Origin of the sequence: Pedobacter zeaxanthinifaciens, from assembly GCF_003313335.1 — a bacterium.
Taxonomy (GTDB): domain Bacteria; phylum Bacteroidota; class Bacteroidia; order Sphingobacteriales; family Sphingobacteriaceae; genus Pedobacter; species Pedobacter zeaxanthinifaciens.
Genome location: NZ_QMHP01000004.1, coordinates 46,114 through 59,662, shown reverse-complemented (window position 1 = coordinate 59,662; position 13,549 = coordinate 46,114). Strand labels below are relative to the sequence as shown.

The window sequence follows — 13,549 nt, the reverse complement described above, 5'->3', positions numbered from 1 at the left end:
CCGGCAAGTATGGCCCTCACCGCGGAGGTGACGCCAGTACGCTGCAGCGGCGGATCCGACGGAACCGTATCGATATTGGCAACCGGCGGAACGGGCACCTACGTGTACACCATCAAGAACCTCAACAACTACTCGGCCTCCAACAGGTTTGAGGGGCTGGCGGCCGGAAGCCACAGCTTTACGGCCAGGGACCAGAACGGGTGCACCCAGGACATCACCGTACAGGTGGGGCAGCCGCAACCACTGGCGCTGGGCATAGCGGCAAAAACGAACAGCAGCTGCAGCGGGGCGGCCAATGGCTCCATATCGGTACTGGCTACAGGCGGGACCGCACCATACTCCTTTGCCATCAACGGAAACAGCATGGGGGCCACATCATCGTTCACCGGGCTTGCACCGGGCACCTACTCCATCAGGGTAACCGATGCCAACGGGTGCCAAAAGGAGCTCGCCCAGAACATCGAAGAGCCCACAGCCCTGGTGCTCTCGCTAACCGACAGGACGGACATTGCCTGCAGCGGCGCAAGCACCGGCAGCATTACGATTGCCGCAACTGGCGGCACTTCACCGTACCTGTACAGCATCGATGGCTCAACCTACCAATCTGGCACAAACTTTACCGGCCTAGCTGCAGGAACATACAACCTGTTGGTGAAGGATGCCAACCAATGTACAACCCAAATGTCTGTTACGATTGTTCAGCCAGCTGCACTATCGCTTAGTGTAGCTAACACTACTGATGTTGATTGCAATGGCGCTAAAAACGGTTCCATTACTGTAACAGCTCTAGGTGGAACATCACCTTACTCCTACGCCATCAATGGTTCAGCGCCACAATCATCAAATAAATTTGGCAACCTCAACGGCGGAAATTATACCATTACCGTTACTGATGCTAATGGCTGTAGCAAAAGCATATCCACAGTTATTAATGAAAGTTCAGTGTTAACGATAGCGATCAGCTCCTTTAAAAATCTTAGCTGTAATGGCAATGCTTCCGGAGAAATAACGCTGATGGCTCAGGGTGGCTCCGGCGGGTATCAATACAGCCTTAACAACGGAGCCTTTCAAACATCCGCTGTTTTCGGTCAGCTCCAGGCCGGCACCTATCAAATCATGGTGAAGGACGCCAAAGGTTGCACCGCCTCAGTATCAAAAACCATTACGCAACCAATGCCGTTGGTATTGAGCAAGCAGGTGATACAGCAAAAATGCTTTGATGCATGTAGTGGCGAAATTAAACTCAACGTATCTGGTGGCACCGCTCCTTATACCTATCAGTGGTTTGGTGGTGTTTATGGCAATGTTTCTACCATCAGCAATTTATGTGGAGGCCTCTACAGCGTAACCATTACTGATGCCAACGGCTGTACCATAGCTGATGCTACCACCATCATTACGCCACCGGAAATTAAAATTACTGGCGTAGCCGATACCATACTCTGCGTAGATCAGGTGGTAACTTATGATGCAGGGAATCCGGGGTTTAGCTATTTATGGACTGCAGACAACGGGTTCCTTAAAAACACCCAAAAAGTTCAAATTAGTCAGGCTGGGAAATACCAGCTCAAGGTTACAAATTTAGATGGTTGTTCCGTAACTAAGACCTTTAACGTACAAACCTCAACTACGCTGTTAAAAGCAAATTTCCTGATGTCAACTTATGCCAATGTGGGCGATACGGTAATTGTGGTTGAAGTTTCGAAGCCCACACCCGCAAAAATCACTTGGCTTTTTGATAACGGTGTAGTAAATGCAGGTGGAAATGCTTCAGGATCAGTAAAGCAAATCACTTTTACCAGCCCAGGGGTGTATAACTTAATGCTTATGGTTAACCTAGGCCAGTGTGCTGATGCCGTACAAAAAAGCATTACAGTACTTCCAAAGGAACAAAAAGCGGAAGTAAATAAAGTACTTGGTTACAAAGAAGAATTGATCAAAGAATTCAAGGTCTATCCAAATCCAAATGATGGGCAGTTTAAAGCTCTTGTTAAGCTATCAGATAAAAATGATATCAAACTGAGCCTGTACGATTTCAATGGTGCAGTAGTACTACCAAGCCAAGCCTATGTGGGCAAAGATGTTTACGAAGTCGACTTCAGTCAAAAAAACATTCGTCCTGGCGTTTACATTCTGGCGCTCGAAGCTGGAACTCAAGTTAAAACACTCAAAATCATTAAAATATAAACCGTTACAGCATTTACCCTAAGTTAATAGCGCATCATCCTTCAAAAAGATAATGCCACTTATCCTACCTCAATCACCTGCAAATGAAAAACTTTAGCATCAAGTTTACTACTCGCATTGTTAGCGGAAATAAAACCGCTATGGCATGTGGCAGTTATGCTGTTATATTTTGCCTTTCCATTTTTTTCGGATCCGATGTTTTCGCCCAAAACCTAAGCAATATTGGAAAAGCAAAACCACTTACAATAACCGGTGGTGTTGCTACTAACCACGTTGCCTATTTTTCCAATAGTGATGTTTCCCGCAGAGATCCATACAATTACTTCATTTCCGGTAATTTAAACCTTGATATTTACGGCTGGAGCGTTCCATTTGGATTCTCCTACGCTAACCAAACCAAAGGTTCATTTCAACAGCCCTTTAATCAATATAGTTTATCACCGGTTTACAAATGGGTTACAGGGCATTTGGGCTACACTAGCATGTCTTTTTCCAATTATACCTTAAACGGGCATACTTTTTTGGGCGTTGGCGCCGATTTAAGTCCTGAAGGCCCTTTTAAGTTCAACGTAATGTACGGTAGGCTGCAAAAGGAAGTAGTGGTTGATGAAACATTAAACCAAAACACAGAGGCTGCTTACAAGCGAATGGGCTATGGTATTAAAACAGCGTACATCAAAAACAAGGACAAAGTGGAGCTCATTATTTTCAAGGCGAAAGATGACATCAACTCTAATCCTACCATTATTGCCAATGGAAAAATTACGCCGCAGGATAATTTAGTAGTGGGCATTGCCGGCAGCAAGCAGCTTTTCAAAAAACTGCTACTTAATGCTGAGCTAGCTGCAAGTGCATTAACGCGTAATCAAAATGCAGCCTTTGACAGCTTAAATCATAAAGCTATACCCAGCTTGGGCGGTTTATTTATCAGTAACAGCTCCACCAGTTTATACACCGCTTATAAATTGGGCCTTGCCTACGCCGAAAAGAAATACACCATTGGCATAGGCTACGAACGTATTGCTCCTGAATATAAAACTTTAGGCGCCTATTATTTTGCTAACGACTTCGAAAACATTACTACCAATCTTACTACCAAATTACTAAAGGATAAACTAAGTCTGGTACTTAATACCGGGCTACAACGTGATGATTTGCGCCATGCCAAGCAAAGCAGTACCAAGCGCTTTGTAGGCTCATTAAATGCAAGTTTGGCCGCTAGCAAAAAAATGAATCTCAACGTAAGCTATTCCAATTTTCAAACGTATGTAAACATCCGATCCAACTTCAATCAAGTAAATGCGCTAACCCCTTATGATAACCTTGACACCCTAAATTATACCCAAATCACTCAAAACACCAATTTCAGCGGCACTTATATGCTAAGTCAAAGCAAAGAAAAAAACCAAACAATAAGTGCCAATATTTCCTACATGACATCTGCCGATAAGCAAGGCGGAAACACTCAAAATACAGGTGGGCGTTTTTACAATTTCAACGGTAGCTACAATCTCAATATCGTTCCAAAAAATCTTTCATTTAACGTGAGCTTAAATGCCAGTAAAAACGATGCTGGAGACATTAGCACCACCACCATTGGCCCAACAATGGGCGTAAATAAATCTTTTTTCGATAAAAAGTTACGTTCATCGTTCAGTACCTCTTTCAATAAAAGCTACACCAACGGACAAGCGGGCAGCAGTATCATCAACTTCAGGCTAACCAATGGCTATGTCGTAAAAAAGAAGCACAACCTCAACCTTTCTATGGTAGCATTAAGCCGCTCTGCTCAAGTCAATTCTGCACAAGCGGGAAAAGGATTTTTTGAATTTACCAGCACTTTGGGCTACAACTATAATTTCTAGCAAATGCGCAACACTAGTAACTCAACCATCAACCATAAATTGGCCAGCAAATTGGTCAACGGCATTAAAAGCAGTATCTCAATACTTCTTATTTCTCTTGGTACACTATTAATAGCAGCTAAGGCATCTCAAGCCCAACAGGTATTTCCAGTGCTGGCCAATATGCAGGTAAATCCACCATATAGCCCCTACCTATCAGATTATACCGCTGCAGGCACCAATAAGCTACAGCTCAATCTTTTCCTGAAGGATCTCACCAAAACCAATTACCAATGTCGCCTTAGGCTAAAAATCGAGGGACTGGGCATTACCATACAGAGCAAAAACGATTTTCCAGTGGTACCGCTTACCCTCAACGGCGGCGAACTGAGCACATTTTCCGGCAGTGAACTGGCCTCCTACCTCAATCCACAGAACCTTGTATTCCAGGGGATAGATGAAACAGAGATCAGGCGCAATGGCGGCAAACTGCCCGAAGGGCTGTACCGCTTTACCATCGAAGTGCAGGATTACTACCGCCGTACGGTAGTTTCCAATGCAGCCTTAGCGGTGATGCCAATTTTCCTTGCCTACCCTCCCATTATCAACCTGCCGCTCAACGGAAGCAGGGTAACAGCAACCGAACCACAGAACGTTATTTTCCAATGGACACCGAGGAATGCCGCCTCCACCAGCTCGGCCTACAATACGGCCTACAATGTTAAACTGGTGGAAATTATTCCGGCTGGCCGCGATGCCAATGATGCTATCCGCAGCAGCAGGCCAATCTATGAAACCTATACCGACAGGACCATGCTCGTGTACGGGCCTGCCGAGCCCACCCTTACGCCCGGGGCAAGCTATGCCCTGCAGGTGCAGGCCATTGAGGCCGAGGGCCGCGAACTGTTTGTGAACAACGGCTACAGCGAAGTGGTGCGCTTTACCTACGGCGAAAGGTGCCCTACGCCCCCAAGTGTAACGCTGGAGCTGGCCGGCACCAATGCGGTAAAGGTAAGTTGGGCAATAATGCCCGGACAGCAGGCCTTCAGCATACGCTACCGTCAAGCTGGAAATCCTACGGCACAGTGGTTCGAAAAAGAAACCTACACTTCCAGCGAAACCATAGACGGACTGCGGCCCTCTACCAGCTATGAATTTCAGGTAAAAGCGCAATGTACCTATGGTTATGGAGACTACAGCGAAACGCAGACTTTCAATATGCCCGATGAAGATTTTTCAAAAGGGGATTTTGTTTGCGGCAGGGCCGATGATGGCGCACTGTCCGATCAGGGTTCGCCGCTGCTCCTGCTCAGGCCATCGATGATATTTATTGCCGGAAAGTTTCCCGTAAAGGTAACCACGGCAAGCGGCGGAAATGGCGTGTTTAGCGGAACGGGCACTTTGGGCGTTCCATTTCTGAACTACCTTAGTTTCAAGGTTTCCTTTCAGGATATCCGTATCAACACCGAGCTGAAAATGACCAGCGGCAAGGTGGTTTTTGTTAGACAACAGCTGGAACAGAGCATTGAAGAGGGAATAAAATCAATTACCGTAGCGCCCGATGAAAACGGGAACGTAACGGCCATCAACTCCAACGGCCTACCAACTATTATCGATGCCGCCATTACTTCCTGGCCACAGGCCATGCCTGTTTACGATGCCGCTTCCAAAACGGTAAAGTTCAGTGCATCTGTTAATGGCGGGGCGCCAAAGGAAATTACCCTTAAGCTTGTGGACGGGCAACCGCCACTTACCTTTCAAGATAAAAACCAGGAAACCTTCAAGGTAGACGAGCAGGGGAAAGTGACCTACATGGGCAGGGAAAACCCCACCCAGTTCTTTGGATCGGGCGCCAGTACCAACTTCACAATTGACACCAGCCGCGGTAAGGTAGCCTTTGCCCCAAATAGTGGGCAGCAGTACGGGTTCGACGGTTATGATACCGGCCTGGCCGCAAAAAGTAAAACCTACGCTGCCGATTACCTACCGCTCAACGATGGCGATGATACCCACAGGGCAAGCTGGAAGAGCATGGAAAGCAGGCAGTTTGATAAGGTAAAGGCCATTCTCTCCATCACGGACCCCAAACTGGATCCTAAAAAATTGGCATTTGTTACCGGCAAGGGCGATACCCTGAGCAGCACCTTACAGAACGACAACACCTACATCATCAGCCTGGCTGGCGCACTGCCGGGCAACGGTAGCGAAATCTACGCCGTATATCCGCCCGATAAGGGAGCTGCAAAGGGGGCCAGCGGTACCTATATGGGCAGGCTCAACATTTACAGCTATGCAAAGCTGTCAAAAAAACTGGTGATAGTACCGGTAAATGGCGCCGGTACCGGCATTAATGCAACTGCCCTGGAAGGTGGCCTCAACAGGATATACCAACAGGCCGTTGCCGAATGGAAGGTGGAACTGGCCGGCAACTTCAAAACGGATGCCGGTTTTGACAACCTGGACAACGGCAACAGCAGCAGCATGAGTGCCTACACCGAGGCGCAGAAGCGCTTGGCCAAAGCCTACCGTGATGCGGGCAACCGGATGGATGATGGCACCTATTACATCTTCGTAATAAAGGCGCTGTCCAACGGCGATGCGGGGTATATGGCGCGTGGTGGGCAGGTGGGCTTTGTAAGTTCCACCGATGTCCGTACCATAGCCCACGAACTGGGGCACGGTGCCTACAAGCTGCAGCACACCTGGGACCAGTATGGCCTTGCAAAGGGAAGCACTAACAACCTGATGGATTATGCGAGCGGCACCGAGCTCTGGTACGGCCAATGGCGTTACATGCGCAACCCTGATGTGATATTCAGGCCTTTGGAAGGGGATGATGAGGGGGCGCAGAGAAGTCCTGAATGTGATAGCAAACTGAAAAATCTAGCGGCGCTAATTAAAAACCAGGTAATACCGATCAACTTTTTAAAGCTTTTAGCTGCTGAGGAACAGGAAAATAAAAAGTCATCAGATGGAAAATATATCATAAGAACCTACAATGAAACCGACATTAAGATTGTCTTTTACGAAAATGCCTGGCCAAACGAAATTGATCATCTCTTTAAGATAGAGCTATCGGGTCAAAATGCAAAAGATACAGGGCTAAATTCTTTTTGGCTATATTTTAATCCTAATAGCGTCACCACAGAAGCTATACTGGTAACACTGGCGATTAAGGATGCAATGCCGCCGCCCGGCGGCGAAAAAAATTATTGCTACCTGCCGATGGAAAACCTCCCAAGGGGTATCTCAGCCGCAGCGGCCTTTTCCGATATGGTTGCTCAACAAGTATTCTTAACAGCAGAAATTTTATCGACTGGCGGAGTATTGAGGGCGGGTAGGTTTGCTACAGGTGCAGCAATTGACCTTGGACTTCAACTGGCAATGCTCGACATCATCAAAACTTATCTGGGCGAGCGCTTTAACACCGCTGATCTGCTGGCTGAAGTATCATGGCCATCGGTACTTTACAGCGGGTTTAGCTATAACAAAAAAATCCCTGTGGTAGCGAGTATATTGGGAAGCTTTACGGTAGGTTTCGCCGATGCACTGGCTAAGGAGGCTTTCAAAGAAAAATCAGCTAAAAACCTTAACTTAGGACGTGCAAGCTATGAAGGCTTTAAGCAGGCACTAATAACGGCCGGCGTTGAAGCTGTATTGAGGTTGGTAAAAATACCTGCTAAATATAGCAGGAAACAGGTTGAGGATGCGTTTGAGGATGCAGCGAAGGGAGTTAAAGGGGCGGGGGATGACCTGCTATCCTTTGTTAATAAATCACTTACAGATAAACTAAAGCAAGTAGACGATATTTGGAAAACTAAATATCCTGTACAGGAAATGCTGGAGGGTAGGACTTTCTTTGAGGACATAATGGGGCAATACAGGTATGCAAAAAGTTCAGGGTGGTCTCACACAGGCGATATATCCGAATTTTTCAAAGGGGTAGATTTTTATAAAGGCACAACACAAGGAGCAAATATATTCGCTGAAACAGCAGTTTCAATGAAAACTACCATTACCACCAATGTCGACAATTGGTTAGCTTCTGCTCCAATACAAAAGAATATAGGATTTTTAACTGATGGTTTAAATCCAACTAAAGGATTACAGAGTAATAGTAAATTGATGTTTATTCAAAATGCGGAAATACATATTTATATGCCAAAAGCCAATATTACAGAGGCTCTAAAAACAACTTGGATGAACAAACTCAATACTGTAAATCCAAAAATTAAATTTGAAATTAAGGCATTGGAAGATTTTGTAAACTAAGACAGAATGAAAATCACAAGAAATGAAATAGTTGCAGTCGCAAAAAAGCCATATAAATTAGTTGGCGAAGAAACAGTTGATGACATTGATTATCAAAGTTGGATAGATTTTATTGAAAGTCATAAAAATTTATTCGTATGGTACGAAGAAACGACAGAAGGGAAAGACATTCTATATAATATCGATAAAGTACCAGAATGGGCAAAAGAAAGGGTTCTTTATACATTGAGTAAAAAGCGAGCTCTTGCAAGTGAAGAATTAATGAAAACTCCTACGGATTTAGTAATTTCTTATAGTGAGTCAGATAAAAGAATAAGCGTCTCATTAGAGAAGAATCTCAATAAAAAAACGGGTAAATTAATTTTAGAAATGGCAAAACATTTAGACGCTTTAATGTTGGTAGACGGCAAAAAAATAATAGATGAAAAGATGATAGATAGCCTCCCCCAACTGGTTTAAGTGTTCGCTTTTTCAGCGGTCACTTAAACCTTAAATGAAACCGAAAACTACCCTAGAAATAGGTACAGGTCATAGAGCCAAACTTAGAGGCTCTCATTTCGGTCTGGAGACCTTGGTTTTATAAATAATTTAAGTGACCCTTCGGAACACTTATACCAGAGTAAGACATTTTTCCATAAGAAAAAATTAGATCGACCCAATCAAATTTCAAAACAGCAAACAACCTAATCAGTTAATTTTTAGTATCTTGTATAATATTTGCCTTAAAACGTTATACCGAAGATTTAATCAACCTACTTTTCCCTGCGCTGTGTAATGGTTGCGGAAAACTGCTTTACCATGGCGAAAACGACATTTGCGCCCAATGTTTGTACGACTTACCTTTAACTGATTTTCATAAATTCGAAGATAATCCGGTAGCCAAGCAATTTTGGGGGCGACTCCCCTCGCTAGCGCACGCGTGTCGCGTGTGAAATACCAGTAGCTAATGGAAAGTAATTAAAACTAAATAATGAGCCGTAAATACAAATTTCATAACAAAGAAGGACTATACTTTGTAAGTTTTGCCACAGTGTATTGGATAGATGTATTTACCAGGCCGTTGTACAATGATATTTTGGTAGATAGTTTAATTTATTGCCAGAACAATTTGGGTATGGAAATCTATTGCTGGTGCATTATGCCAAGTCATGTGCACTTAATTTTTAGCGCTAAAGACAATAATCCCGATGTTTTGCTCGGCAGATTTAAAGAGCATACATCCAAGCAGGTTGCAAAAGCGATAAGATAAAACAGCCAAGAAAGCAGAAAGGAATGGATGCTTTGGATGTTTGAAAGAGCGGGTTCAAAAAGCAGCAACGTAAAAGGAAAGCAATTTTGGCAGCATAACAATAAGCCGATTGAATTATGGAGTGCTGAGGTTATTGAGCAAAAAGCAGATTACCTGCATAATAATCCAGTTGTTTCTGGTTTCGTAAATGAAGTTTGGCATTGGAAATATAGTAGCGCAATAGATTACTGCGGAGGAAAAGGAATAATTGAAATAGCTTATTTATGAAGGAACTAATTTGCACACGCGACACGCGTGCGCCAGCGATGGGAAGTTAAAGTTACAAGTGATTTGTGTCCTTGCTCATCATGTTCGGCAATATTTCAACAATTTAGCGAAATGTTTCCGAATGTAAATATTAAAGTTGTTACTAGTCCAAAACTACATTATTAACAGACATGAATTATTTAACGTTTATTGAAGATAATATATCGAAAATTGGTACTATTAAGGGATTAGAGATGGCAAAAATTCTTGAAATTGAAGATTATTTTCAATTGAAATTGCCAACTGCATACAAAGAATTTTTATGCAATTTTGGAGAAACCAGTGGAAATTTGTTAAGCAGTTATTACATGACTTATCCAGCTTTAATGGATAATAAAAATGATGCTATTGAAATGCTGAATTTTGATGATAGAAAGCTTAAAAATGAAAAACCAAAGTTGAAAGAAAATTACTTTTTCTTTGGTCAATGGCAAGGTTATAATTTTTTCTTTTTTGAATGTCGCGATAATGAAAACCCACCTATCAAACTTCTTAATGATTCACTTGAAATAATAGACTACAAAAAATCATTCACTGATTTCTTAATCGAAGATGGAATAAATAATTTATAAATGAAATTCCTTCCTAATTTGCACACGCGACACGCGTGCGCCAGCGATGGGATTTCCAACGGCAGGTTAAAAAGGATATTGAAATAATTGCACAATCTCGAAGTTCGGATGTTTCAAAAATTGAATGGCACGCTTTGGATGGCATAGACGACAATGCTTTGAAATTTATACAAGAAGAAATGACCAAGCAAGGTTTATCCGCCAAAAGCTTTAAAGTAGTAATTTATTGATATGAAAGGATTAAAAGAGATAAAAACAAATTATCAAGATTTTCAAAACAAGCTACCCGAATATTTGGATTGGGTTGCAGAAAATATTGTAAAATCTTCATTGACTTTTACATTGGATGAGATAGAAAAAGTGCATTTGTACTATGAGAACAATATTGTAAAAGCAATCGATCAAGAATATTTAAAACAGGTTTTTATTGCTTACATGGGCGAAGCGTTTATAAAATACTTTGGGGGCAATTGGGAATTATCTACTTTAAAAAAAGATGAAGCCTATGGAACGCCTATCATAAATAATTGGGGCAATGATGGGGAAGCTCATGTAACAATTAGTCCCTTTGTGTGGACAGAGATAATAAGAAAACGTGGTGGGATAGATGATGGTGGGATAAGAACAATTTTTGAAAGGAATATCAATCGGTTCAAAACGGTGTAAGACAAAAGCCAACCCAACTCGTTTAAGTGTTCGTTTTTTCAGCGGTCACTTAAACCTTAAATGAAACCGAAGACTACCGAAAAATCGGCACAGGCCGTTCTGGAAATAATACATGAAAAATAGCTTATCACCAAGAAAGGAAAGGTCTTATCACAGTAGAGCCAATTTAGCGGTGCTTATTTCGGTCTGGAGACCTTGGTTTTTATAAATAATTTAAGTGACCCTTTGGAACACTTAAACCAAAGTAAGACATTTTTCCATAAGAAAAAATTAGATCGAGCCAATCAAATTTCAAAACAGCAAACAACCTAATCAGTTAATTTTTAGTATCTTGTATAATGTTTGCCTTAAAACGTTATACCGAAGATTTAATCAACCTACTTTTCCCTGCGCTGTGTAATGGTTGTGGAAAACTGCTTTACCATGGCGAAAACGACATTTGCGCTCAATGCTTGTACGACTTGCCTTTAACCGATTTTCATAAATTCGAAGATAATCCGGTAGCCAAGCAATTTTGGGGGCGACTCCCCTTACATGCCGCTACGGCCATGCTATATTTCAAAAAAGGTACTAAAGTGCAAAATTTGATGCACAGCCTCAAGTATAAAAACCAAACCCAAGTGGGCGTAAAACTAGGGCAGCTAATGGGAAATCGCTTGAAATTGGCAGAAACTTATCAGGATATCGATTGGGTTATTCCAGTTCCACTACATCAAAAGAAACTAAAATTAAGAGGATACAATCAAAGTGAGTATATTGCAAAAGGTTTGGCTAACGAGCTTGGTGTGCAAATGGATATCAAGAGCTTATTTAGAAATAAGGCTACCGAAAGCCAGACCCAAAAAGCCAGATATCATAGGTATGAAAACATGCAGGATGTATTTGGTGTTAAAGAAATAAACGATTTGGCAGATAAACACGTGTTGCTTGTTGACGATGTAATTACCACAGGCGCAACATTAGAAGCATGTGGAAATACACTGCTGGCTCACGGGATTAAAAAATTAAGTATCGCGGCACTAGCCTTTGCTGAACAATGAAAAGTTTAAACTTACTGTCCATACTAACCCTACTTACTTTGTTTTTTGCAGCTTGCAATAAAGACGAAGAAATTACTTTTGATCCTGAAGCAAAACTTAGTTTTTCAACAGATAGCGTATTGTTTGATACCGTATTTACCGCTACCGGCTCAACCATACGTAGATTTAAAATTTTCAACTACAACGAAAAGGCCATCAACATTGATGAGATTAAGATTGGCGGTGGTGCAAATTCACCGTTTAGCATTAACGTTAATGGGCGTCAAATGGTGGAAGGCAAAAACATCAAAATCAACGGTAAGGATTCTATTAACGTTTTGGTAAAGGTAAATGTAAACCCTACTGCCCAAAACCAGCCTTTTATTGTTCAGGATTCGATTTTATTATTTTTTAATGGCAAGAAAGATAAAATGCCACTGCTTTGCTACGGCCAAAATGCCATATTCTTACGCAACACAGCCATCACTAGCAACACCACTTGGAATAGCAAGCTGCCTTACATCGTTTACAACTCGCTTACAGTGGCAGAAAATGCTACGCTAACCATTGCTCCCGGGAGTAGAATTTTATTTCACAGCGGCTCAACTTTAAATGTAAAAGGAACATTGGTAGCAAATGGCACTACCGCCGATACTATTTTGTTTGCCAGCGATAGAACAGAGCGCATTTACGAAGAGGAACCTGGCCAATGGAACGGAATACATTTTTATGGCAGTAGCAAAAATTCAATCATCAACCATGCAACGGTAAAAAATGGCATTGCTGGCATAACGGTCGATTCGCTTTCAAGCAACAATAACCCTAAATTGGTATTAGCAAACACAATTGTTAAAAATATGCAAGTGGTAGGCTTTTTGGGCTACCATACACACTTAGCAGCTTACAACAACCTGTTTTACAACTGTGGCCAGTACTTGGTTTATGGTGTTGGCGGTGGGCAATATGATTTTGCACAGAATACTTTTGCGGCATTTAACTTTAATTTCGCTAGGCGTACATCTGCGGTATATCTATCCGATTACATTAGCAATAGTCAATTTAACGCCCTAAAAGTAACACTCACCAACAACATCATTTGGGGAAGTTTAGAAGATGAACTCCTGATTGAAAAGAAATCTACGGCAGCAATCACAACGGACGTGAAAAACAACCTGATCAAAACTGTACAGGCTAGTTTTAGCGGAAACGGTAATATTGTAAACACCGATCCATTATTTCAAAACCCACGTCAAGGCAATTATCGTTTAAATGATGGCAGTCCGGTAATTAACAAAGGACTAAATTTAACCAGCCATCCTTATTACACCCGTTACCTAACAGAAGATATTAGGGCGGTAACGAGAATATTTCCCTCAGAATTAGGTTGTTACGAAAAAAGATAATTTTTTTTCCTTTTCTAAAAACTTTTTAGAC

11 protein-coding genes are annotated in these 13,549 nt (G+C 42.3%); all 11 read left to right on the top strand.

Annotation, left to right across the window (positions count from 1 at the left end):
- The coding region (locus DUT68_RS18440; RefSeq protein ID WP_113637150.1) for a T9SS type A sorting domain-containing protein at nucleotides 1-2,187 on the top strand (2,187 nt) is incomplete at its 5' end.
- A gap of 83 nt (nucleotides 2,188-2,270) precedes the next feature.
- The gene (locus DUT68_RS07405; RefSeq protein WP_113637149.1) at nucleotides 2,271-4,052 is read left to right on the top strand and encodes a porin family protein; all 1,782 of its coding nucleotides are present in this window, start codon (nucleotides 2,271-2,273) and stop codon (nucleotides 4,050-4,052) included.
- 3 nt (nucleotides 4,053-4,055) lie between these two features.
- Entirely contained in the window at nucleotides 4,056-8,303 is a 4,248-nt protein-coding gene (locus DUT68_RS07400; RefSeq protein ID WP_113637147.1) for a fibronectin type III domain-containing protein, read from the top strand.
- Between the two features lie 6 nt (nucleotides 8,304-8,309).
- Nucleotides 8,310-8,762, top strand: a complete 453-nt coding sequence (locus DUT68_RS07395) for a hypothetical protein (protein ID WP_113637145.1) — start codon at nucleotides 8,310-8,312, stop codon at nucleotides 8,760-8,762.
- A gap of 511 nt (nucleotides 8,763-9,273) precedes the next feature.
- A complete protein-coding gene (locus DUT68_RS18555; protein WP_237088282.1) occupies nucleotides 9,274-9,552 on the top strand; it encodes a transposase in 279 nt (92 codons plus the stop codon).
- Nucleotides 9,553-9,579: 27 nt separating this feature from the next.
- The gene (locus tag DUT68_RS18550) at nucleotides 9,580-9,819 is read left to right on the top strand and encodes a hypothetical protein (protein WP_237088281.1); all 240 of its coding nucleotides are present in this window, start codon (nucleotides 9,580-9,582) and stop codon (nucleotides 9,817-9,819) included.
- A 27-nt stretch (nucleotides 9,820-9,846) separates the two neighbouring features.
- Nucleotides 9,847-9,984, top strand: coding sequence for a deaminase domain-containing protein (locus DUT68_RS18665; RefSeq protein WP_113637144.1), 138 nt, complete (start codon nucleotides 9,847-9,849; stop codon nucleotides 9,982-9,984).
- 5 nt (nucleotides 9,985-9,989) lie between these two features.
- Nucleotides 9,990-10,430 carry an SMI1/KNR4 family protein gene (locus DUT68_RS07380; protein ID WP_113637142.1) on the top strand — a complete coding sequence of 147 codons (441 nt, stop codon included), beginning with the start codon at nucleotides 9,990-9,992 and terminating at the stop codon, nucleotides 10,428-10,430.
- Nucleotides 10,431-10,661: 231 nt separating this feature from the next.
- Nucleotides 10,662-11,096 carry a hypothetical protein gene (locus tag DUT68_RS07370; RefSeq protein WP_113637138.1) on the top strand — a complete coding sequence of 145 codons (435 nt, stop codon included), beginning with the start codon at nucleotides 10,662-10,664 and terminating at the stop codon, nucleotides 11,094-11,096.
- Nucleotides 11,097-11,434: 338 nt separating this feature from the next.
- A complete protein-coding gene (locus tag DUT68_RS07365; RefSeq protein ID WP_113637137.1) occupies nucleotides 11,435-12,136 on the top strand; it encodes a ComF family protein in 702 nt (233 codons plus the stop codon).
- Nucleotides 12,133-13,518: a hypothetical protein gene (locus DUT68_RS07360; RefSeq protein WP_113637135.1), complete on the top strand. Its 1,386-nt coding sequence runs from the start codon at nucleotides 12,133-12,135 to the stop codon at nucleotides 13,516-13,518. The genes DUT68_RS07365 and DUT68_RS07360 overlap by 4 nt, the downstream gene beginning before the upstream one ends.
- The last annotated feature ends 31 nt before the right edge of the window (nucleotides 13,519-13,549 follow it).

Bases quoted from the DNA above. Each gene is read 5' to 3' on its own strand.
- DUT68_RS07405 (WP_113637149.1), top strand. From the start codon at position 2,271: ATGAAAAACTTTAGCATCAAGTTTACTACTCGCATTGTTAGCGGAAAT.
- DUT68_RS07400 (WP_113637147.1), top strand. From the start codon at position 4,056: ATGCGCAACACTAGTAACTCAACCATCAACCATAAATTGGCCAGCAAA.
- DUT68_RS07395 (WP_113637145.1), top strand. From the start codon at position 8,310: ATGAAAATCACAAGAAATGAAATAGTTGCAGTCGCAAAAAAGCCATAT.
- DUT68_RS18555 (WP_237088282.1), top strand. From the start codon at position 9,274: ATGAGCCGTAAATACAAATTTCATAACAAAGAAGGACTATACTTTGTA.
- DUT68_RS18550 (WP_237088281.1), top strand. From the start codon at position 9,580: ATGCTTTGGATGTTTGAAAGAGCGGGTTCAAAAAGCAGCAACGTAAAA.
- DUT68_RS07380 (WP_113637142.1), top strand. From the start codon at position 9,990: ATGAATTATTTAACGTTTATTGAAGATAATATATCGAAAATTGGTACT.
- DUT68_RS07370 (WP_113637138.1), top strand. From the start codon at position 10,662: ATGAAAGGATTAAAAGAGATAAAAACAAATTATCAAGATTTTCAAAAC.
- DUT68_RS07365 (WP_113637137.1), top strand. From the start codon at position 11,435: ATGTTTGCCTTAAAACGTTATACCGAAGATTTAATCAACCTACTTTTC.
- DUT68_RS07360 (WP_113637135.1), top strand. From the start codon at position 12,133: ATGAAAAGTTTAAACTTACTGTCCATACTAACCCTACTTACTTTGTTT.